We start from the raw sequence: 311 nt of genomic DNA on the forward strand, positions 1-311 counted from the left end.
TTGATGAATATCAAAACGTTATTACTTAGGTAGTAACAGTTACTTCGGTAACAAACTTGATTTCAATGAACTGAGTGACCAATACAAAGTTAAGTTTACTTAATTTTGGCACAGTCAATTCATTATCATTCTGTTGGAATGGTAATAGCTTTAGAATTACATGTTCATCAATCTTTTTCGAAAGAGCGAATGAATATTAGTTTTGAAGTCAGTATTCGTTGAGTCACAAAATCTTAAATTGAAGAGTTTGATCATGGCTCAGATTGAACGCTGGCGGCAGGCCTAACACATGCAAGTCGAGCGGAAACGAC

General features: G+C 35.0%; 1 rRNA gene. It reads left to right on the forward strand.

Annotated elements, in window-relative coordinates:
- Positions 1-235: 235 nt before the first annotated feature.
- Positions 236-311 (forward strand): 16S ribosomal RNA (locus tag H5300_RS27265); the annotation flags it as partial.

It is taken from the genome of Vibrio sp. SG41-7 (assembly GCF_014164465.1).
GTDB classification, from domain to species: domain Bacteria; phylum Pseudomonadota; class Gammaproteobacteria; order Enterobacterales; family Vibrionaceae; genus Vibrio; species Vibrio splendidus.